21 protein-coding genes and 2 pseudogenes are annotated in these 19,341 nt (G+C 69.2%); 11 read left to right on the forward strand and 12 right to left on the reverse strand.

The features are described 5' to 3' along the window. Positions 1 to 134: 134 nt before the first annotated feature. From ACFU95_RS46400 to ACFU95_RS46420, 5 genes are all read right to left on the reverse strand, one after another. Positions 135 to 2,612, reverse strand: a complete 2,478-nt coding sequence (locus ACFU95_RS46400; protein ID WP_383842360.1) for a carbohydrate binding domain-containing protein — start codon at positions 2,610 to 2,612, stop codon at positions 135 to 137. Positions 2,613 to 2,725: 113 nt separating this feature from the next. After that, a complete protein-coding gene (locus ACFU95_RS46405; RefSeq protein WP_383842363.1) occupies positions 2,726 to 3,580 on the reverse strand; it encodes a glycoside hydrolase family 43 protein in 855 nt (284 codons plus the stop codon). 153 nt (positions 3,581 to 3,733) lie between these two features. Continuing rightward, the gene (locus ACFU95_RS46410; RefSeq protein WP_383842366.1) at positions 3,734 to 4,588 is read right to left on the reverse strand and encodes a carbohydrate ABC transporter permease; all 855 of its coding nucleotides are present in this window, start codon (positions 4,586 to 4,588) and stop codon (positions 3,734 to 3,736) included. Between the two features lie 17 nt (positions 4,589 to 4,605). Next, a complete protein-coding gene (locus tag ACFU95_RS46415; RefSeq protein ID WP_383842369.1) occupies positions 4,606 to 5,478 on the reverse strand; it encodes a carbohydrate ABC transporter permease in 873 nt (290 codons plus the stop codon). A gap of 91 nt (positions 5,479 to 5,569) precedes the next feature. Then, positions 5,570 to 6,841 carry an ABC transporter substrate-binding protein gene (locus ACFU95_RS46420; protein WP_383842372.1) on the reverse strand — a complete coding sequence of 424 codons (1,272 nt, stop codon included), beginning with the start codon at positions 6,839 to 6,841 and terminating at the stop codon, positions 5,570 to 5,572. A 370-nt stretch (positions 6,842 to 7,211) separates the two neighbouring features. On the opposite strand from ACFU95_RS46420, the gene ACFU95_RS46425 reads away from it, so the two are divergent. Beyond that, entirely contained in the window at positions 7,212 to 8,267 is a 1,056-nt protein-coding gene (locus ACFU95_RS46425; RefSeq protein WP_383842375.1) for a LacI family DNA-binding transcriptional regulator, read from the forward strand. 722 nt (positions 8,268 to 8,989) lie between these two features. Here ACFU95_RS46425 and mihF read toward each other — a convergent pair. From mihF to ACFU95_RS46440, 3 genes and pseudogenes are all read right to left on the reverse strand, one after another. Continuing rightward, a pseudogene (gene mihF, locus ACFU95_RS46430) lies at positions 8,990 to 9,307 on the reverse strand (integration host factor, actinobacterial type). 213 nt (positions 9,308 to 9,520) lie between these two features. Next, positions 9,521 to 10,174: a hypothetical protein gene (locus ACFU95_RS46435; RefSeq protein ID WP_383842378.1), complete on the reverse strand. Its 654-nt coding sequence runs from the start codon at positions 10,172 to 10,174 to the stop codon at positions 9,521 to 9,523. 13 nt (positions 10,175 to 10,187) lie between these two features. Next, entirely contained in the window at positions 10,188 to 11,669 is a 1,482-nt protein-coding gene (locus ACFU95_RS46440) for an alpha/beta hydrolase (protein ID WP_383842381.1), read from the reverse strand. Between the two features lie 209 nt (positions 11,670 to 11,878). Here ACFU95_RS46440 and ACFU95_RS46445 point away from each other — a divergent pair, with 209 nt between their 5' ends. Both ACFU95_RS46445 and ACFU95_RS46450 read left to right on the forward strand, forming a co-directional pair. After that, on the forward strand, positions 11,879 to 13,063 hold the full coding sequence (locus tag ACFU95_RS46445) for a sensor histidine kinase (protein ID WP_383842384.1): 1,185 nt from the start codon (positions 11,879 to 11,881) through the stop codon (positions 13,061 to 13,063). Beyond that, a complete protein-coding gene (locus tag ACFU95_RS46450) occupies positions 13,064 to 13,741 on the forward strand; it encodes a response regulator (protein ID WP_383842387.1) in 678 nt (225 codons plus the stop codon). Positions 13,742 to 13,841: 100 nt separating this feature from the next. Here ACFU95_RS46450 and ACFU95_RS46455 read toward each other — a convergent pair. Both ACFU95_RS46455 and ACFU95_RS46460 read right to left on the reverse strand, forming a co-directional pair. Then, positions 13,842 to 14,087: pseudogene (locus ACFU95_RS46455) on the reverse strand (hypothetical protein); the annotation flags it as partial. Next, positions 14,060 to 14,395 carry a hypothetical protein gene (locus ACFU95_RS46460; RefSeq protein WP_383842390.1) on the reverse strand — a complete coding sequence of 112 codons (336 nt, stop codon included), beginning with the start codon at positions 14,393 to 14,395 and terminating at the stop codon, positions 14,060 to 14,062. The gene ACFU95_RS46460 and the pseudogene ACFU95_RS46455, both read right to left, overlap by 28 nt. Positions 14,396 to 14,405: 10 nt before the next feature. Here ACFU95_RS46460 and ACFU95_RS46465 point away from each other — a divergent pair, with 10 nt between their 5' ends. Genes ACFU95_RS46465 through ACFU95_RS46485 form a run of 5 tightly spaced genes read left to right on the forward strand, consistent with a single transcriptional unit; the run spans position 14,406 to position 16,541 of the window. After that, entirely contained in the window at positions 14,406 to 14,600 is a 195-nt protein-coding gene (locus tag ACFU95_RS46465) for a hypothetical protein (RefSeq protein ID WP_383842393.1), read from the forward strand. 59 nt (positions 14,601 to 14,659) lie between these two features. After that, positions 14,660 to 15,415 (forward strand): N-acetylmuramoyl-L-alanine amidase, encoded by a 756-nt coding sequence (locus ACFU95_RS46470; protein ID WP_383842396.1) that lies wholly within the window; start codon positions 14,660 to 14,662, stop codon positions 15,413 to 15,415. Beyond that, a complete protein-coding gene (locus tag ACFU95_RS46475; RefSeq protein WP_383842399.1) occupies positions 15,412 to 15,606 on the forward strand; it encodes a hypothetical protein in 195 nt (64 codons plus the stop codon). Before ACFU95_RS46470 ends, ACFU95_RS46475 begins: the two co-directional genes overlap by 4 nt. A 9-nt stretch (positions 15,607 to 15,615) precedes the next feature. Then, complete coding sequence (locus ACFU95_RS46480) at positions 15,616 to 15,885, forward strand: hypothetical protein (protein ID WP_383842402.1); 270 nt, start codon at positions 15,616 to 15,618, stop codon at positions 15,883 to 15,885. Then, positions 15,882 to 16,541 carry a collagen-like protein gene (locus ACFU95_RS46485; RefSeq protein WP_383842405.1) on the forward strand — a complete coding sequence of 220 codons (660 nt, stop codon included), beginning with the start codon at positions 15,882 to 15,884 and terminating at the stop codon, positions 16,539 to 16,541. Before ACFU95_RS46480 ends, ACFU95_RS46485 begins: the two co-directional genes overlap by 4 nt. 57 nt (positions 16,542 to 16,598) lie before the next feature. On the opposite strand, the gene cyaB is transcribed toward ACFU95_RS46485, so the two are convergent. Then, positions 16,599 to 17,153 (reverse strand): class IV adenylate cyclase, encoded by a 555-nt coding sequence (cyaB, locus tag ACFU95_RS46490; RefSeq protein ID WP_383842407.1) that lies wholly within the window; start codon positions 17,151 to 17,153, stop codon positions 16,599 to 16,601. 17 nt (positions 17,154 to 17,170) lie between these two features. Further along, the gene (locus ACFU95_RS46495; RefSeq protein ID WP_383842410.1) at positions 17,171 to 18,022 is read right to left on the reverse strand and encodes a helix-turn-helix domain-containing protein; all 852 of its coding nucleotides are present in this window, start codon (positions 18,020 to 18,022) and stop codon (positions 17,171 to 17,173) included. Between the two features lie 169 nt (positions 18,023 to 18,191). Here ACFU95_RS46495 and ACFU95_RS46500 point away from each other — a divergent pair, with 169 nt between their 5' ends. The 3 genes from ACFU95_RS46500 (at position 18,192) to ACFU95_RS46510 (ending at position 19,234) form a co-directional block, all read left to right on the forward strand. Next, a complete protein-coding gene (locus ACFU95_RS46500; protein ID WP_383842413.1) occupies positions 18,192 to 18,566 on the forward strand; it encodes a DUF6415 family natural product biosynthesis protein in 375 nt (124 codons plus the stop codon). Continuing rightward, the gene (locus tag ACFU95_RS46505) at positions 18,563 to 18,769 is read left to right on the forward strand and encodes a hypothetical protein (RefSeq protein WP_383842415.1); all 207 of its coding nucleotides are present in this window, start codon (positions 18,563 to 18,565) and stop codon (positions 18,767 to 18,769) included. Before ACFU95_RS46500 ends, ACFU95_RS46505 begins: the two co-directional genes overlap by 4 nt. Positions 18,770 to 19,048: 279 nt before the next feature. Continuing rightward, positions 19,049 to 19,234, forward strand: coding sequence for a hypothetical protein (locus tag ACFU95_RS46510; RefSeq protein ID WP_383842418.1), 186 nt, complete (start codon positions 19,049 to 19,051; stop codon positions 19,232 to 19,234). Positions 19,235 to 19,341: the final 107 nt, after the last annotated feature.

The raw sequence follows: 19,341 nt of genomic DNA on the forward strand, positions 1-19,341 counted from the left end.
GGCGACGGGGGGGCTTGGAGGAGACGCAATATTGACAACAAAAGCAGTCTGGGGCACGGCGGGCGTTGAGGGTTGAGAACACGGCGGTCGGGGCACCGTGGTGCCACGACCGCCTCTCTTCCTTGTCGCCGCGGTCAGGGCAGTTTGACGAGGGTGTAGTCGTCGCAGTACCCGGCCCCGGAACCGGCGTTCTTGTAGCAGTACACGGCGGCCGAGGTGGCGGAGGCGCCCGTGGTGAAGAAGATGGGCTGCTGGGCGTAGGACGTGGTCGAGGTCCGCAGATACGTTTCCGTACCGCCGAAGCTCTTCACGCCGACCGCCACCTCCTCACCCGCGGTGGCCGTCTTGGCCCAGCCGGCCAGCAGGTAGGTGCCGCTGGAGCTGAGGCCGCTCACCGTCTGCTGGGCACCGCTGGCGCTGACTCCGGTGCGCAGGGCGTAGGTGCCGGTGCGGGGGTTGGAGGCGACCACGCTGGACGCCGTACCCGTGCTCTGCCCCCACGGGGTCAGCGCGCCGGTCTCGAAGCCCGGGTTGGTGACCGAGTTGGTGGCGGACGACAGGCGCTCGACCGCGAGGTCGTCGCAGTTGCCCGAGCCCGTGCCGCCGGTGTTCTTCCAGCAGTAGATCTGCGCCGAGGTGTTCGAGCCGCCGGTGGTGAACACCACGGCCGCCTGAGAGTACGAGGTCGTGGCCACGTTGGTGAACGTCTCCGTGCCGCCGAAGCTCTTGACGCCGATCGCGAGGGTCTCGCCGGCGTTCGCGACCTTGGCCCAGCCGGTGAGCAGGTAGGTGGTGTTGGGGCTGAGGCCGGTGATGTTCTGGTTGGCGCCGCTGCCGCTGGCCTGGGTGGTCAGGGCGTAGGTGCCGGTGCGGGCACCCGAGGAGGTGACCGAGGGGGCCGCGCCGCTGTTGGTCCAGGGGCTCATCGCGCCCGACTCGAAGCCCGCGTTGGAGACGAGGTTGCCGCCGGTGCCGTTGTAGGCGCCGATGTTGGGCGCGGCCGTCGCGGAGACGGTGTTGCCGAAGGCGTCCTTGCCGCCGTTGTCGCTGATGACCGCGCCGGCCCGGATCACGGGGGACGAGGGGTGGACCTGGTAGGCGTCGGTGCCGGTGTACGTGGAGGAGGTGTTCGCGTTGCCCGGGTTGCGGAACTGCGGGTCGCTCAGCACCTTCGCCGAGTCGGCGGGCTCCGAGGACGGGTGGTTGCCGTAGAAGAGGTTGTTGGAGTAGACGGAGCCGCTGCCTGCGGTGAAGTAGCCGCCGGTGCCGTAGTTGAAGACGGCGTTGTTGCGGAAGGAGAGGTTTCCGGTGACGGTGCCGCCCCGGCGCGAGTACAGGATGGGGGTGTTCAGGCCGCTCTTGCTGACGTGGATGCTGTTGTTGTAGATCTGCGGGACGGCGACCGAACTGCCGCTCTTGTTGGGGATGTTGCCGACGAAGTGGAAGACGCCCGTGCCGTGGGTCGGGGTGCCGGCCATGGGGCAGCCCTCGTTGGTGCCGTCGTTCTCACTGATGTTGTAGCGGATCACCGTGCCGTCGCTGGGGACGGTCGAGGTGGGCTCGTTGGCGATGGTGAACGGCGGCATCAGCAGCATGAAGCCGCCGATGTTCTGGTGGCTGTAGTTGTACTGGAACGTGGTGTTGTGGTTGCCCCAGTCCACGTCGAAGCCGGTGCCGTCGGCGCCGTCGACGTGGCAGTAGACCTCGTTGTTCTGGACCACGGTGTCGTTGCTGCCGGACATCCAGATACCGGCCGAGGCGCGGTTGCAGTACTGGCCGGAGGGCGGGCAGTCCTCCTTCGCGCCGCCGTAGCCGGCCTTGTTGCCCTCGATGAGGGCGCCGTCGTTCTTGACGACGAGGATGTCGTCGGCGCCGCTGTAGGTGATCGTGTTGTCGCGGATGACGGTGTTGGTGGTCTGGTTGGTGCCCTGGCCGTCCCCGTCCGGGGTGACGGCGACGGCTATGCGGTCGACGTGGTCGAAGGTGTTGTCCTCGATCACCACGTCGTCCCAGGTGGAGGCCGGGGTGGTGTGGTCGGTCTGGACGCCTACGCCCGCGTTGGTGGCGTACCAGCCGCCCGAGTAGCCGCTGATGTGGTGGATGTTCATGTCGTGCACCCGGATGTGGCGCAGGACGCCGCCGGAGGCGTTCTCGGCGAGGACGCCGGAGCGGTAGTTCGGGGAGGAGGCGGCGTTGGTGAGTTCCAGGCCGCCGATCTCCCAGTACTCCTGGTTGAGCAGGTGGATGACCGGGCCGGTGGCGCCCTGGGCGTCGATCTTCGGCTTGGCGCCGGTGCCGTAGGACCCCATGGTGATCGGGCTGCCGGAGGCGCCCGATCCGCCGGGGGCGACCTGGCCGGTGCAGGTGGTGCCCGCGGCGAAGAGGATGCTGTCGCCCGGGCCGAAGGTGGTGTTGTTGACTCCGGCCACCGAGTTCCAGGGGCTGGACTGGGTGCCGCTGCCGTTGGTGGACGCCGAGCAGTTCACGTAGTAGGTGGTGCCCGCCGCCAGCGCGACGTGGGCCGGGACCAGGACCGCTCCCGCCATGGTGGCGAGCAGGGTCAGAACACGTGCCGCCCGGCGGACCGGACGTGACGGTCTGCGACGCTTCATCGCGACGCTCCTTGCTGGGTGATCGAGTCCCCCGCGCCGCGGACCACGACACGGGTCTTCCTGCACCGGGCGGGTCGGCGTTGCCGCCCCGCCCGGAGACTGCGGCCGCTCTCCTAGCCGGGGAGCGAGGTCAGGGCGGACGTTTCCAGGACCGAGGCATGCCGCATGCCCGTCGGCAGGGCCAGCGAGACCGGCTCCCAGTCCACGCCGTTCTTGCTGCGGGCCGCTCCGTAGCGCCCCTCGAGGAAATGGTCGAAGATCATGACGAGTTCGTCGCCGCGGCGGAAGAACGACGGCCCCTCCACCACGGGGGGAGTGACCGGTCCGCGCGGGGCGGAGAAAGGGCCGCCGGGTGTGTCGAACGAGGCCAGGTGGATGTTCTTGTGCGCGGTGCCGAGGTCGTTCGATCCTCGCTCGTCCTTGAACGCCATCAGAAAACCCCCGCCGTCCACTTCCCGCACCGTGGCGTCGATGACCGAGTGACCGGGGTCGAAGAAGACGGTGGAGGCCGAGAAGGTCCGGAAGTCCGCTGTGGAGCAGTGCCAGATCCGGTGGTTCTGGCTGTTGTGCTCGAAGTCGCGGCCCTCCGCCGTGGCCCCGGGCTCGACGACCGACGACCAGATGAGGTGGTACAGCCCGCTGGCCCGGTCCAGGAAGAACTCCGGGGCCCAGGCGTTGAGGGCACCCTCCACACCGGCCATCACCGGGACGAGTCTCTGCTCGGACCAGTTGAGCAGGTCGGCCGAGGTGGCGTGGACGATGCGGGGGCTTGTCCAGCCGTCGGTGGCCAGCAGGTGGAACAACCCGTCCGGGCCCAAGCCGATGAACGGATCCCGCAGCCGGCCGGTGCCGACCGTGCCCCGCAGGACCGGCCGACCGCCGTTCACCGGCGTGAACTCCTCGCCGTCGTGGCTGCGGGCCAGATGCAGCGCCTCGTCGGCGTCGGTGAAGTAGGAGACGACGTACATCGGTGAGGGTCCTTCCGCGACTACGGGACTACGGGACTACGAGGACTTGGGACGTCGGGGCACGACGCGACAGCCGTACGTCGATGCGGGACGGCCGACGTCGGCGGGTGAACCGGAGGGGTGACGCGAGCTGCGTGAAGCGGCAGGCGCGGGTCAGGACTTGACGGCCCCGGCGGACATGCCGGCCACCACATGGCGCTGCAGGAAGATGAAGACCAGCAGCAGCGGCGCGACACCCAGCAGGGCGGCGGGGAACAGGGTGGTCGGCTGCACGGTGTGCGGGTCGAGGAAGGCGTACGCGTTCACCATGACCGTGCGCTTGCCGGGGTCCTGCAGAAAGACCAGCGGAATGACCAGGTCGTTCCAGACCTGGATGCAGACGAACGTCAGCAGGGTGCTGGTGATCGGGCGCAGCAGCGGCAGGATGATGACGAAGAACGTACGGAACGCCCCGCAGCCGTCCAGCGCGGCGGCCTCCTCCAGATCCACCGGGATGGACCGGATGAAGCTGGTGTAGAAGAACACCGAGACCGGCAGGAACATGGCGGTGTAGATGAAGACCACGCCCGCGTAGTTGTCCAGCAGGTTCAGGTCTCGCATCAGCAGGTACAGCGGCGCCACCACGACGAAGACCGGTACCGAGGTGCCCAGGATGAACAGCCGGTACATCCAGGTCGACCAGCCCTGGGTGATACGGGCCAGCGGGTAGCTGGCCAGGGAGCCGAGCACGGTGATGGCCAGGCACGACAGCCCCGTGATGAGCAGGGTGTTCAGCGCGCTGCGCCCGTAGTGGATCTGGCTGAAGGCGTTGGAGAAGTTCTTCAGGGTCAGTGAGTCGGGGAAGCCCAGCGGGGAGTGCGCCACGTCCGCCGCGGTGCGCAGCGAGGTGACGACCGTGAACAGGAACGGCAGGACGAACACCAGCACGCCGAGGCAGAGCAGCCCGGTGCCGAGGGATCCGGTGATCTTGCGGTAACCGGTCTTCGGGGTGAGGGAGTTGGAGGTCATGGTTGGCTTGCCGCCCGTCAGATTCGGCGCTCGCGCAGGCGCAGCATTGAGGAGGTGGCGCTGGACAGGACGACCACGGTCACCAGGAGCAGTACGGAGACGGCGACGCCGAAGGCGAACTTCCCGCCGCCGAAGACGTTCCGGTAGACGAGCGTGGTCAGGGTCTCGGTGGCTCCGGCCGGGCCGCCGTTGGTGAGCACCAGGGGGAACTCGAAGACCTTGAGCGAACCGATGAGGCTCAGGGTCACGTTCACGGTCAGCGAGGGCGCCAGCATCGGCCACTCCACGCTCCGGAAACGCTGCCAGCCGCTCGCGCCGTCGACCGCGGCGGCGTCGAGGAGTTCGGTGGGCACGCTCATGTAGCCGGCCAGGAAGATGGCGCACGAGTAGCCCGCGAACATCCAGATGTTGACGCCCGCCACCGCGTACAGGGCGGTGGAGGTGTCCCCGAGCCACACATGCTGGAGCGAGTCCAGGCCGAACGCGCCGAGCAGGGCGTTGATGCCGCCCTCCGGGGCGTAGAGGTACGACCAGATGAAGGCCGCCATCACGGGGGAGACCAGGGTGGGGGTCAGCAGCAGCACGCTGAGCGTCTTGCGGACCCTGGGCCGGCGGAAGAGCATGCTCGCGAAGAGAAGACCGAGACCGTTCTGGGCGACCACGACGACGGCGGCGTACACGATGGTGTGCCACAGGGCCGCGGTGACGTCCGGGTCGTCGGCCATGGCACGGTACTGCTCCGTGCCGACGAAGTTGGCGATCGGTCCGCCGAGGCTGTCGGTCATGCTCAGGTAGACGCCCCGGACCAGCGGGTACAGCATGAACGTGCCGTACACGGCGAGCGCCGGGAGCAGGAAGGCGGCCATGGTGGCTCGCCGTCGGTGGAACACGGGGAATCCTCCTCTTGCCCGGAAGTGCCGTGGCGGGAGCGGCCGGAGAGCCACCCGACGCCCCCGCCACGGCTGACCAGGGGGTACCGGCCTACTTGGCGGACGCCGCGCTCTGGATGTCCTTCAGGGTCTGCGCGGTGGACGTCTTGCCCAGCAAATAGGACTGGATCTTCGAGCCGATCTCGGTCTCGGCGGCCGAGGCGTACCAGGAGTTGGACGGGAGGATCCGGTAACGGCCCTCCTTGAAGGCCGCGTTGAACGCCGTCGTCTCGTCGCTCTGGGGTGTCGTGCCGCCGGTGAACGGCGACTGCGCGTTCTCGGCCTGAAGGAACTTGGCGAGGTTCTCGTTCCGCGACCAGAAGTCGACGTACTTGCGCGCGGCCTCGCCCTGCTGCGACTGGGAGTTGACGGCCCACATCGTGCCGGCGAAGAGCATGCTGTTGGGCTCGGTGCCCTTGTCACCGCCCGGCCAGGGCGCGAAGGAGACGGGGAAGCCGGCCTTCTTGACGTTGGAGACCTGCCACGCGCCCTGGTACCAGAAGGCGCTCTTGCCCGCGCTGAAGTTCTGCGGGCCCTGCGACCACTCGTCGACGCCGAGTTCCTTCTGCCAGTCGACGTATCCCTTGTCCTCCAGGGTCTTCAGCTGCTCCAGCGACTCCTTCCAGTCCGGGTCGAAGGAGGCGTCGCCCGCGTTGAAGTCGGAGTCCCACTGCTTGTTCTTCTGGTAGACGCGGGTCGAACCGGCGGCCTGGAAGACGGAGCTGCCGGTCCAGGCGCTCTTGTCGGGCAGCGAGACGGGGGTGATGCCGGCCTTCTTGACCTTGCCGAGCACCTTCAGGAACGTCGGCCAGTCGGCGGGGACCTCGGTGACGCCGGCCTTCTTCAGCAGGTCCATGTTGGCGTACAGGCCGATGCCGATCAGCTCCATCGGCATGGCGAGCGTCTTGCCGTCGGCCTGCGCGAAGGGCTTGGCGTCGGGTGCTATCCGGCTCGCCCACGACTCACCGGACAGATCGGCGAGGTAGCCCGAGGCACCCCACTTCTTCATCTTGTCCGTGTCCACCATGATCACGTCGCCCGCCTTGCCGCCGAGCAGCTCGGGCTGAAGCTTCTGGACGTAGGTGTCGTTCGCGGTGATGTACTCGAAGTCGATCTTGATGTTGGGATTCGCCTTCTCGAAGGCCTTGTTGATCTCCGCGACGTTCGCCGGTTCCGCCCCGCCGCCCTTCCACGCCTCGATGTGGAGGGTCACCTTGCCGTCGGCGGAGGAGGAGTCGGACGACCCGCCTCCGCACGCGGCCAGTGACATCGCCATGGCGACGGCCGTGGCGGTGACCGCGATTCGTCTCCCAGAACGCTTCATTGCACACCTCACCCAGGGTCGGTACAGACCGACTCGTTCTCTGTGAATGGTTTTGTCGCGGCCGGTCGGCTTCCGTGCGGGTACGGCACTGATGCGTGCGGAACAGGCGGGTCGACCGGAGTTGCGGTGAACGTTACGTGTTGATGGCCGGGACTGTAACGCAAAACTTAGGCGACATCTATAAGTAACTTTCAGCAACTGATCCACTGCATATCGCGAGCCGCACACTCCCAGGTCGGACGCCCCACGGCTTACGCCGAGGCAGACTTATCGTTATAGTTTCCCTCAGGTTTCCGTGAAGCTTTGGCGCCTACTCCCCAGTAGTGGGAGAGTGGTCGCGCTTCGGGCGGACGAACAGAAGGAGGCCGCAGTGGCAGGGCGGGTGACCATCGCGCAGGTGGCCGAGGAGGCCGGCGTCTCCGCGATGACGGTGTCCAACGTGATGAACGGCAAGCCGGGGGCCTCCGAGGAGACCCGCCGTCGCGTCACGGAGGTCGCCGGACGCCTCGGATACCGGCCGAACGTCTCGGCCCGCAACCTCAAGGCCGGCCGAAGCGGGCTCATCGGCCTCATCGCCCTGGACCTGACGAGTCAGTACGGGCTTGAGATCCTGCGCGGCGTCGCCGACGAACTCGCCGACGCCGAGCAGGAGTTGCTGGTCAACGCCTCGTACCACGACGCGGCGCGGGAGAAGGACCGGATCGAGTTCCTCGGGCGGGGCCTGGTCGACGGCGTTCTCCTGATCGCGCCCGTGCTGGAGGACGAGACGGTCAAGCTGCTGCGTCGGCCCACCCTGCCCTGTGTCGTCATCGACCCGCGCCGCATGGACGTACCGCTCCCCCGACTGACCGTCGACAACTACCACGGCATGCGCGTGGGCACCCGGCATCTGATCGACCTGGGCCACACGCGCATCGCCTACCTGCGAGGCGAGGAGGACCTGGAGAGCACGTCCGTCCGCTTCCAGGGCTTCGAGGACGCGATGCGGCTGGCCGGACTCCGGGTCGACCCGCAGCTGGTCGCTTCCTGCGACTTCTCCTACGCCTGCGGATTCCGGACCGCGACCCGTCTGATCACCGAGCACGGGCCCACGGCGATCGTCGCTGGCGCCGACCTGATGGCCCTCGGCGCGGTCGACGCCGCACGGGCCCTCGGCCTCGACGTACCCGCCGACTTCTCCGTCGTCGGCTTCGACGACCTCCCGCAGGCGGCGCAGAGCTTCCCCGGCCTGACCACCGTGCGACAGCCGCTGCACGACATGGGTCAGAAGGCGGCCCGCGCGCTGCTGTCCCTCATCGAGGGGCAGCAGCTGCTCATGGAGCACATGGAGGTCGCCACCGAACTGGTCCTGCGCAACTCCACGGCCCCGCCGCCGGACGGCTCCGTACGGGGTGCCGGGCGAAGGGCCGTCACCCCGCCGGAATGAGGAGACCGGCACCCAGGCATCCCCGGTCCCGGTGCGCCTCGAAGATCCGGTAGGTACCCCTCGTCCGGCCGGGCACGCCGACACCCACCGCACACCGCACACCGCACCGGCGGAGACCCAGCCGCCCGCAGAGAGCCCGCCCCCTGCCGACGACGGCCGAGCCGGCCTTGCACTTGGGGCGAGCGATGAGCGGGCTAATGGGATTCACTGCACCACGCGCAGCGTTCGCCGCACGCCACACAACTCAGAGAATTGCGTTCTCACAGGTCAGAACGTTCCTGCACGGGTAACCACTGGTGGGGCGGTGGGACTCGAACCTATTTTGATGACGCGTCTCACCTGCGATGTTGCAGCAGGAACGGACATATCTACCCCTTTTCATTCGGCTGCGTCCTCCTCGATCCGGCTCGACCAGGTGCCGTTAGGCGTCCGCCACACCACTCCCTTACCACCGCTACGGATCGGAAGGCCCCCGAGGACTCCCGCGTCCGCCCCAGCACTGCTGGAACGCTCTTTGCTCTACGGCGAGGCGTCGCGGCCCATGGCCCATCAAATACACCCCGTCGATGCGATTACGTTCCGTAGCGAATGGGGGGGCGCTACGGCCGCCAATGCCGGCCTCGGGGACCAAGGGAACAGCCAGTCGGTGAGATTGATCTTGAACGGTGAGAGGGCCCTGGCGGTGCTGCCGGGGTCCTCTGTCGTGGTGGGGTAGTCGCAAGTCAGTCCTGGTGCGGGAAGAGGGCGAGGAGGCGTTCTCGCCGGGTGGCGCCGAGGCCCTGGACACGGCGGCTGTCGGAGATGCCGAGTTCGGTCATCACTTGCGTGGCGCGGATCTTGCCGATTCCCGGCAGTCCGGTCAGTAGCCGGTGCACCTTCGTCTTGCCGACGACCGGCTCGTGGCGGCGGTCCCGTACGTTCTGCAACGACAGGGTGCCTTCCTACAGCGCGGCCAGGACGGCGCCGCGCTCGCCGCGGGCTCGGTAGGGGCTCAGGGAGCGGACCGCCTTGAGCGTGCGGGCGGACTGCAACCCGGCCATGGTGTCGATGGCCCGGCCCCAGGTGGTGCTGTAGGTTCCCGCTGCCTGATTCACCGTAAGTTCTTCTGGCCTGCGGCTTTGCGTACCGTTCCAGCATCGTGTCAGTGCCGGATTCCACTGGTGCGTGTCATCTTCCTCGACGTGCGGGCCCGGATCGCCCGCGCCGGCGGGGTGCCGCCGGCGCGGCCGCAGCGCCTCGGGTGGTTGGGCGGATCAGCCTGCTGCGCTGTCCAGCAGGTGGCTGTGGCGCAGTCGCAGTGCCCGTTCTGTGCTGGCCGCCAGGGTGGCGACGCCGATCGCGATGTTGCCCCACGTCGGCACGTCGATGGGCGAGGCGAAGGTCCCGGTGTGCTGGGCGATGCCCTCGGACTCGGTGAGCTGTTCGGCAAGCTGTGGGACGAGGACGGCCAGGGCGCCGACGAGCACGCACAGTGAGAGGAGACCGATGGCGCGGCTCAGCGCGGGGTGGGCGCGGTCGAGGCGCGCCCGGCGCCCCTCGGCGGAGTCGGGGTCCGGGACCAGCTGGAACTCGCGGCCTTCGTCGGTGACGTAGTGGCAGCGCTTGAGGCCGAACCCGCTCATCCTCACTTCGACGGTGCCGCCCGGGACGGGGAAGACGGCAGGGAGCTTGGACACGGCGTGCAGCCTGCCGTCGAGATACAGGTGGGCCTTGACGTTGCCGGACGACTGGTTCTGCCAGTGCCTGACGTCGACGGCGTGGACCGTCTCCCGGCCGTCTGGGCCCGTCAGCCGCAGATGGAACAGCGCGCGGAAGGGCAACTGCCACCGGCGGAAACGCTTCAACTCCCGCCCGTCCCCGGGCATGACCCGCTGTAGGGCGCGACGGTGGCGCCACTCCTTGATCATGCGTCCGCTCCCGCTACGTGTTCGGCTCCGCCGCGCAGGCGAGGTCCTCGGCCGGGCGCTGTCCGTCGGTCAGGAACGCTGTCACCGTGTTCTTCGCGCACATGTTGCGGCCGAACGGGTAGACACCGTGCCCGCCCTGGTCGGCGGTCACCATCGTGGCCCGGTCGCCGAATGCCCGCCGCAGCTCCTTGGCGCCGACCAGGGGTGTCCCCGGGTCGCGTTCGTTCTGGACCATCAGTACGTTCGACGGGCCGAGGTCACCGATCCGTACCGGAGGCTCGACCCGGTTGTCCGGCCAGTACGCGCAGGGCTTGATGCTTCCGGTGGTCCCGCCCAGCATCGGGTACTTCAGCCGGTCGATCGCGGCATTGCGCTGGTAGTCGCGGACCTTGCCGGGCCAGCGCGAGTCACCGCAGGTCACGTAGAAATGACTGGCCAGGAGGTTCTCCGAGACCGGCGGCGGAGTCGGCAGCGGCTTACCCTTGTCCAACGCCTGCCATTCCTCGGCCAGTTGGGGCATGAGGCCCTCGACGTAGAGGCGGTCGAACGTCACCCCGCGCAGCAGCGTCCCGTCGATGCCGCCGACCGGTTCGGCATCCAGCCGCTTCGCGAGTTCGAAGAACTTGGCGGTCACCTGTTTCGGAGTGCTGCCCAGACCGTACTCGGGGTGCGCGGCCGCGTACGCCGCGAAGTCCGGGAACCGGTCCTCCATTCCGCGGCCGAGCAAGCGGAAGTTCGCCAGGTCGTAGCCGCCGGGGCCCATGTTGCTGTCGAGCACGATCCGGTCGCTGCGCCCGGGGAACATCGTCGTGTACACCGCGCCGAGATAGCTGCCGTAGGAGGCACCGAGGTAGGAGACCTTCGGCTCGCCCAGCGCCACCCGGATCCGGTCCATGTCGCGCGCGGTGTTCGCGGTGGTGGTGTGCGGCAGCATCGACGCCGTCCGCGACGTGGCGCACTGTTCGGCGATGGTCCGCGCGTACGGTGCCTCCTTGGCGACATCGGCCGCGGTGTGCGCGTACGGCGGAAAGTTGCCGCGTGCCTGCTGCTGCGGTGTCAGGTCGCAGGTGACCGGCGTGCTGCGGCCGACGCCACGCGGGTCGAAGCCGATCACGTCGTAGGAGTCGAGGACGTCCTTCGGCAGGCCGGCGCCGGCGAGAAGGGCCGGGTAGTCGAGCCCGGAGCCGCCGGGGCCGCCCGGGTTTGTCAGCAGTACACCGCGGCGCTTCGAAGGGTTCTTGCTCGCCAGGCGGGAGACGGCGATCTCGATCTGCCGGCCGTCGGGATCGCGATAGTCCAGCGGGACGTCGAGCGTCGCGCAGTCAAGGCGGGGCGCGTCGGCGTTCCGCGATCCGGCCTGCTGCGGACACGGGCCCCACTGCGGGGAGTCCGGCGTGGCCGTCACCGTGTCCGGGGTCGCCGCCGCCGACGCTCCCGACATCGCGGCCGCCGCGACCGCGGTGGCCGCGAGGGCGAGGGACAAGGCTTTGCGCATCAGGTGTCCTCCTGAGGGGGGCGCACGAGGTCGCGCGCCGGAACGGTCGGGTGACGGACACGAGTCTGTTCGTCCGGCGTCACCGGCACATCGGCCCGGCGGCCCGAGTCACCTTCGACCAAAGTCGAAGTGGTGATCCGACTCCGGGCGAGGGCGGGACTGTCCCAAGGTCTGCCGCACCGGCCGCACGCCTTCGCGACAATGACCTGATGAACACGGACGTGGCGCCACGGCTCGAAGGGTGGCAGCAGACATGGCGGCTGGTGGCGGCCGCGGCACTGGGCATCCCCTTCTGGCTCTCCACCGGTGCGGCGCTGCCGCGGGGATGCGCGGCCGACACCTGTTCCTGGTTCGTCACCGGTGATCCGCTGGTGGCACTCGGCTGTCTGACGGCGCTCCTGTGGCGGCGACGGTTCCCGCTCGCCGTCGCCTTGGCGGTCGCCATCGCTTCGAGCGCGTCGACACTCGCCATCGGTGCCGCGCTGCTGGCCCTGTGCTCGATCTCCACGCGTCGCCGTCCGGTGGAGATCGGAGTTGTCGCGCTCGTCTACGTGACCGCGTCGCAATTCACCCTCGTGCTCTACCCGGTGAAGGTCCCGCCCGGTTCGCTGTGGCTCCAACTCGCGCTCACGGCACTGAGTGCGGGCATCGCGGTGGCCATGGGCGCGGCCATCGGCGCACGGCGCGTCGAGGTGCGGTCCTTGCGAGAGCGGGCGGAGAGCGCGGAACGGGAACAGATCGCACGGGCGGCCCAGGTACGGGCCCTGGAACGGAACCGTATCGCCCGGGAGATGCATGACGTGCTCGCGCACCGGATCTCCCTGGTGGCCATGCAGGCCGGAGTGCTGGACCACCGCGGCAACCTCACCACCGAGGAGAATCGCACCCTGATCCGTGGCATCGCCGACGGCTCCCACCAAGCGCTGGAAGAACTACGCGACGTCCTCGGTGTGCTCCGCGCCGACCCGGGCAGCCCGGAACCGCCACAGCCCTCCCTCGACCGCATCCCGGAGCTGGTGGCCGAGGCTCGCACTTCCGGCCTGGATGTCACGCTCACCACCACGGTGACGGGAAGACCGTCCGACGCCGTGGGCCGAACCTGCTACCGGGTCATCCAGGAAGGACTGACCAACGCCGCCAAACACGCACCGGGCGCCCACGTACACATCACCGTCGAAGGAACAGCCGGCCACGAACTGCACGTCGGTGTCCTCAACTCCCCGCCCACCACGACGACCGCTCAACCGCCGGCATCAGGATTCGGCCTGCTCGGCCTCGCCGAACGAATCACCCTCGCCGAGGGAGAACTCAACCACCACCCGACACCCGACGGCGGTTACGTTCTGACCGCGCACCTACCCTGGCCGCACCACGACGACGAAAGGAGAGCGTGAGTGGACAGCGAGCGGGAGCCGGTGCGGGTCGTCATCGTCGACGACGAACAGCTGGTGCGGATGGCGCTGCGGCTCGTCATCGACGGCGAACCGGACCTGACCGTCGTCGCGGAGGCGGCCGACGGGGACACCGCGATCACCGTGGTGGACGAGCAGCGGCCGGACGTCGTGCTGATGGACATCCGGATGCCCGGCCGTGACGGTCTGAGCACGACCCGGGAACTCCTCACCCGGCCGGTGCCGCCCCGAGTGCTCATGCTGACCACATTCGACTCCGACGATCTGGTGCTCGGCGCGCTGCGCGCCGGAGCGCTCGGGTTCGTCCTGAAGGACACCCCGCCGGCACGGATTCTCGACGCGGTGCGGACGGTCGCGGACGGGAACCCCGTGCTGTCCCCGGCGGCCACGGCACGGGTGATCGCCGCAGCCACCGGGCCGCAGTCCTCCGAAGCTCGCCGCTCGTCCCGCGAAGCCGCCCGCGAACAGTTGTCCGCGCTGACCGAACGGGAACTCGACACTGCCCGGGCCATCGCGGACGGACTGGGCAACCCGGAGATCGCCGAGCGGCTGCACATCAGCATCGCGACCGTCAAGGCGCACACGGGCAACCTGTTCGCCAAGCTGGCGGTCGAGAACCGGGTACAGATCGCCCTCCTGGTCCGCGACGCGGAGGAATGACCGGCTACACGCCACCCGGCGCACCCGGACGACTCTCGGGTACCTCGCCAGCCACTCCGGTGAGGCTCCCGCAGGGCCGTGCAGTACTGATCGACGTGGACGAGGCGAAGATGTCACGGCGCTTGAGGGCGCGGAAGAGCTGTTCCAGCACGCACACCCCGTACGCGTCGCGGTCCACCGCCCCCTGCGGCAGCTCGGCGTTCGCGTACACCGCCTTGCGCCAGTGCGGCGGCACCAGCTTGTCATCGATCTCCCGCGGCAGCAGCGGCTTCTCATCCACCCTGCGGCGCGAGAGGGCGGGCAGCTGCTTCGACCCGCTCAGGACGCGCTTGGCCCGGGAGGTCGCCAGCGCATCAAGTACCGGCTCGTACTGCCCCAGCCCAGCAGATCCAGTGCCTTGTCATCCAGGCCCGTGCACTGGCGCCACTCCACCGACTCCAGCTCGTCGTACAACTCCTTGAGGATCGCCGGATCGTCCTGCCCGGCGATCGCGTTGCGGGAAAGCTGGGGCGCGATCACGGTGAACTCCGACCTGCGCTGGGCGTGGGCGGCGGCCGGGGCGACCCTGGCCTCGTTCACCATCGGGTACGCGACGACGGCTGCGAGCGGCGTCAGCACGGGTTCGGACGTGGTGATGCGGCGCCCGGGCAACACGACGGCGAGGGTGGCCGGCGGCACCGACACGGCAGGCACGACGCCCCCGGTCAACTTCCACAGCGCCTACGACGTGGGGACGTTTGTTACGGACGGCACCTTGTCGTCGGTGACGTTGCAGTTCGCCCAGAACACGTCCCATGCGGATCAGACGATCCTGCGGGGCGGCAACCAGACCCGCATGATCTACACCCGCATCGGCTGACCCACTCCTACCCGCGCGCCCCGCCTCATGGCCGGGGCCTTTCTCATGTCTGGAGCACCATGGCCGCACCCCTGAGTCCCGACCGGCTCGTCAAGATCCTCAGAGACGAGGGTGTCAAGATCTCGGAGTTTCCCGGCTGGCGCACGCGCGAACGGGACGACGAGACGGGCAAGGCATTCGGGCCCGTCCACATGATCCTCAACCACCACACGGCAGGCCGGAACTCCCTGAGCATCGTGGCCAGAGACGGCGTCAGTGGACTACCCGGCCCGCTCGCGCACATCCACCTGGCCAAGGACGGTGTCGCCACCCTGTGCTCGGCCGGGCGAACGAACCATGCCGGGCTGATGGCAAAGAACGCATACAGCAGCTTCCTGGACGAGGCGTCCACGCACCCGGCGCCGTCGAAGGCATCCGGGACGGTGGACGGCAACGACGTCGCCTACGGCATCGAGACCGAGAACCTCGGCGACAACAAGGATCCGTACACGCGGGCCCAGTACGACGCGTGGGTGCGGATCAACGCCGCCATCTGCCGCGAGTACGAGTGGTCCCAGGAGTCTGTCGGCTGCCACAAGGAGACGTCCGTCGAGGGCAAGGTCGACCCCCGCGGCCCGGTCGAGGGCTACGGGACGCGCGGCCAGTTCACCTTCACCCCGAAGCAGTTCCGAACGGACGTCGAGCAGCGCCTGAAGCACCCGGCCAGTTGGTCGCCCGACACAACGCCGCCGCCGGCCCCGAAGCCCACCGTCGAGGAGCGGCTGACCGCTCTGGAGAAGCGCGTCACCGCACTGGAGAAAAAGGAGTCCCGATGAAGATCTCGAAGGCGTGGAAGGCGGTCGTCGCCGCGGTCGTCGCGGGCGCCGGCACCCTGTCCACCGCGCTCGTCGACGACACCATCACCGCGGCGGAGGGATGGGCGGCTGGGCTGGCCGTGCTCGCCGCGCTCGGCTTCACGTGGGCGGTGCCCAACAAGCAGGAGACCAGCCTCCCGCGCGACCTGTAGGGAGCCACCTTGGACGCCACCACCATCGGCGCGATCCTCGCGCTCGCTGGGGTCATGTCCGGCAGCGTGGTGGCGTACCTCGGCAAGCGCGGTGAGAACGCAACCACCCGCATGAACTCGGAGATTGATCAGATCCAGGAGGAGCGCGACGGGCTGCGCACACAGCTCGCCGCGCGCGACGCCAGAGTCGGCGAACTGCTCAAGCAGCAGGGCGAGGACTACGTGACGATCGCCCGCCTCCGCAGACAAGTCATCGACCTGGGAGGCGATCCACTGTGATCCGTGCTGAACGGGCGCTCGCCGGGCGCTGGCGGTGGATCGCCGTCTTCTGCTGGCTGCTGGCCCTGTCCGGGGCGGTCGTCATCGGTCGGTCCTACTACAACCAGCTGGCCGACGAGGCTGACCGGCGAGGCACCGCCGTAAGCGTCCTCGCCTCCGACGTCCGCGTCCTACGCGAGCAGGTCAAGGCCGCCGGGGAGACGCCCAAGGTGCCCGACCCCAGCCAGGCCGTCGAAGACCTCGACGACCGTACCCGGGTACCTGTCCCAATCCCGGGGCCGCGCGGCCCGCAGGGCGAGGAGGGTGAGCCCGGCAAGCCAGGCGCATCGGGTTCCCCCGGCCAGAGCGGAACCGACGGGGTGCCCGGCGAAGACGGAACACCGGGGACACCCGGAGCGGACGGGGCGCAAGGCCCAGCCGGACCAGAAGGACCCCAGGGGCCAGCAGGCGAGCAGGGCCCGCAGGGCGAGCAAGGACCACGCGGGGAGCAGGGGCCAGCCGGGCAGTCTTGCCCCGAGGGCTACAGCTGGCAGACCCCCAACTACGACCCTGACGCCAAGGTGTGCCGCCGCGACGGCGCGCCGCAGCCTGAGCCGACCGACGACGGTGGACTGCTCTCCATGGCCGCCCTCGACCCGCGCCGGCAGTACCCGTAACGACACCGCGGCCCCGCTCTCCTTCGGGAGGGCGGGGCCGCTTTCGTGCGTTCAGGGTCAGCGTCGCTGAGCGGCCACGGCGCCCGTGTATGTCTCCCGCGTCAGATCCTCCGCAACAATGCCCAGCTCGGCGAGCACCGCGCGGATGTCGTCGAGGGCCGCAGGCACCTCGTCCTCGTCGACAAGGGTCTCAACTTCCAGAAACGTCCCATCGATCTCCGGCACCCGCACGAGTGTGGCCAGCATCCGCCGGCCGCGGGCGGTGAAGTCATAGTTCCGGCACCGCTTCTCGAACGCGATCAGCACCACGTGCCCGAGGCCCCGAAGGATGGCGTGCGCCTGCTCGGCATCCTCGACGCGGGTCTCGTGCTCCGGCTTCGACCCGGACGCCTCGTCGACCGCCGCGCCCTTGTACGTGAGCACGGTGCGCGTGACGTCCGCGCCGTGGACCGTGCGTACCCGCAGTTCCTCGCCCGCCTTCTCCAGCGATCCATCCGGCCGGTCGTAGTACGTATCCCGGTACACCTCGACCCGCGCCGTAGCCCGCTCGTCCAGCTGCCGCATCACAGCCTCGGGGGCGTGCACGCGCGCCTTCAACTCCGCCTCGATCACCTGCGGTTCCCTCCTCGTCAGATCGTGCGCTGCGCGCCGTCGATGACCGCCTCGAACATCCGCCGGAACCCCCGGAACAGCGGGCCGTGCGGCGTCTCCATCACCTTGTACAGCGCCGACTCGTGCCCTTCCCACCCGGCATCGAACGCGCCAACGAACATGGTCCCGTCCGTGCGGATGAGCCGCCACGTCGGCAGCATCCCGTACCGCCACACACCGACGTCGCCCACCTCGGCGAGCTCCCTCAGCCGCGCCTCGGCGAGCCGCACCCCGGACGCGAGGGACTCTGCGGACTCACCGATCTCCGCCGCACGGCGCGCCAGGGCAACGCTGTCGGGGTCGAGGAGAGCTACCCGGACACGGAGGCCCTTACCGCCCTGCTCGCGCGGCAGACAGGCACGCAGCAGCGAATCGTTCAGACCGATCAGGCCGAGGCCACGCACGGCGAGGACGTCCAACTCCGTGGCCTCGCGGGCCTGCTGCTGGATCTCCTCGGCCGCCGAGTTCTGCGCGGCGTACACGCGCACCACTTCGGGAAACGCTGCGAGGTCGAACGCGGGACCGCCAGTACGGCGTTCCCGTCCGGCGGCGAGGCCGAGGAGGTGACGGGCGTCGTCGGGCATGTGCAGCCCGTCGGCAATCCGCTCGTACACGTCCAGCCGAGATACCTCGCGGCGGCCGCTCATGATCTCGGAGACGCGGGCCTGAGTCATGCCCGTGGCGGTGGCGATGCGGGCCTGGCTCGCGCCGGCGTACTGCTGCGCGTGCCGGAACACGGCACCTATGTCGCGGGCTCTCAGCGACTGGCGGACCTCGGCGCGTTCCCATGCCCAGTCGGGCAGTTGGATCGGCTCAAGCGCGGTTCCCATGGCGCGGCCCCCGGTATCGCGTGCGGGATGGAATCCCATCCCACGGTGAGATTACCGGTAGGGGATCGCCTCGACACCAGGAGTCACAAGACGCTGGCTAGATCGCCAAAACCCCCGCGACGGGCAAACGTCCGGGGGCGCGGCCATCAGCTAGCGAGGAGCTGACGACATGGCAAGAAGTACCACGCCGCCCGCCGCCACGGCAGAGCGGGCACCGGTCGACCTGGAGACGATGCGCGCCGCCGCGCGCCGTCTCCTCGCCGAGACCGCCGAGCCACCGATGCCCGCCGAACTGGACACGCTGACCCTCCAGTTGCGCGGCCACATCATGCTGACCATTCCCGAGGTGGAGACCGCCGCCGCACGGCTCCCCGAGGACGACGTGCCGCGAGCCTGCGCCCTGGCGTGCATTGGTGAAGCACGTATGCGGCTCGGCCTGGAACCGGGCGGTTCTCCGCCCGCCGGGATCGCGCACGCTCAGCGTCTCGCGCGCTCCGTGGCCGCCCTCTGCGACCACTACGAGAATCTCGGCGGGACCACGTGACTGCGCTGCACGTCTGCCGTCACTGCGACGGCCTCATCACCGACCCCGACGACGCCGTGTTCCTGTGGCACGAGGCAGCCCTGAGCGGACCCGGCTGGGACGTCTACGCACACCGCGAGCACGTCGACCTGGTCGAGCCGGACCGCACCGCTGAGCGCGTCTTGGCCCGCGTCCTGATCGCCCGCGCGCTGTCCGGCGACTGACACCCACAGATCCCCCTCCCGCCCGATGCCGCACGCATCCGACGGGAGGGGTTGCAAGACCCCGCCCCGGTGCCTGCGCCCCTGGACAGGTCGAGCACCGGAGCGGGTCGGCAAGTCCCCGTCAAGAGACTGACCGACTCCGACCGTAGTCGGGGCGGTCAACGGAAGGGAGTACCCATGCGCACCACTGTGGGAACCGTCGCCACCTGGCCGCCCGTGCCGAAGCCCGATGACGACCCGCCCACCCCGGGCCCGAACGACAACGAGTAGGAGCAGACCATGGCCGCCAGCAGGTACCGCCCGCCCACTGCTCGGGACATCGCCGAGGACGACTGGCACACCGACAATGCCCGGGGCCGACGGCACTGCCCGGTCCATCCCAGCCAGCAGATGATCCCCATGCTGGCCGGGCCGGACGTCGACATGTGTCCGCTGCCTCACGGCGAGGACGAACCGACGAGCTAGCGGCCCAGCCCCGCCCGTCCCTGCACCCCGTGAGCTCCTGGGGGCGGGCGGACCCCGCGGCCCCGGCCGGCTGACCCCCGTCGCCGACCGGGGCCGCTCCATGTCTT

This window comes from Streptomyces sp. NPDC057623, assembly GCF_042800355.1.
Taxonomy (GTDB): Bacteria; Actinomycetota; Actinomycetes; order Streptomycetales; family Streptomycetaceae; genus Streptomyces.